This is a genomic window from Pantoea sp. paga (assembly GCF_007558755.1).
GTDB classification, from domain to species: Bacteria; Pseudomonadota; Gammaproteobacteria; order Enterobacterales; family Enterobacteriaceae; genus Pantoea; species Pantoea agglomerans.
Map to the genome: position 1 here is coordinate 1 of NZ_VLTF01000043.1, position 526 is coordinate 526.

1 pseudogene is annotated in these 526 nt (G+C 49.2%); it reads left to right on the top strand.

The window, feature by feature from the left end:
- Positions 1 to 526: pseudogene (locus FOV68_RS23895) on the top strand (IS1 family transposase); the annotation flags it as partial.

Sequence of the window (526 nt, forward strand, 5' to 3'; positions counted from 1 at the left end):
GATATGGCGATGAACGGCTCCGGATGCCGCGATACAGCACGACGGGTTCTGCGAATAAGCCTCAATACCGTTCTGCGTCATCTAAAAAACTTACGCCGCACCAGGTAGCGCAAAACGCAGAGCCTGCCGCAGAGGTGGTTATCTGCTGTGAAGCCGATGAGCAGTGGTCATATGTCCGGTGCAAAGGCAATCAGCGATGGTTATTTTATTCTTACGATCGCATCCGAAAGCGGGTTCTTGCACATACATTTGGCCCTCGTAATGCTCTGACTTTAAAGCGTCTTCTTGTACTGTTGAGCCAGTTTAAGATCGCTTTCTACATGACTGACGCCTGGCCGGTCTACCGAACACTGCTGGCTTCAACCAGCCATGTTGTAAGCAAAAAGTACACCCAGCGTATAGAGCGCCATAATCTTAACCTGCGAACCCATCTCAAGCGGTTAGCCCGCAGGACTATCTGCTTCTCAAAATCAGAAGAAATGCACGATAAGATCATCGGATGGTATCTGACCATTAACCATTACCA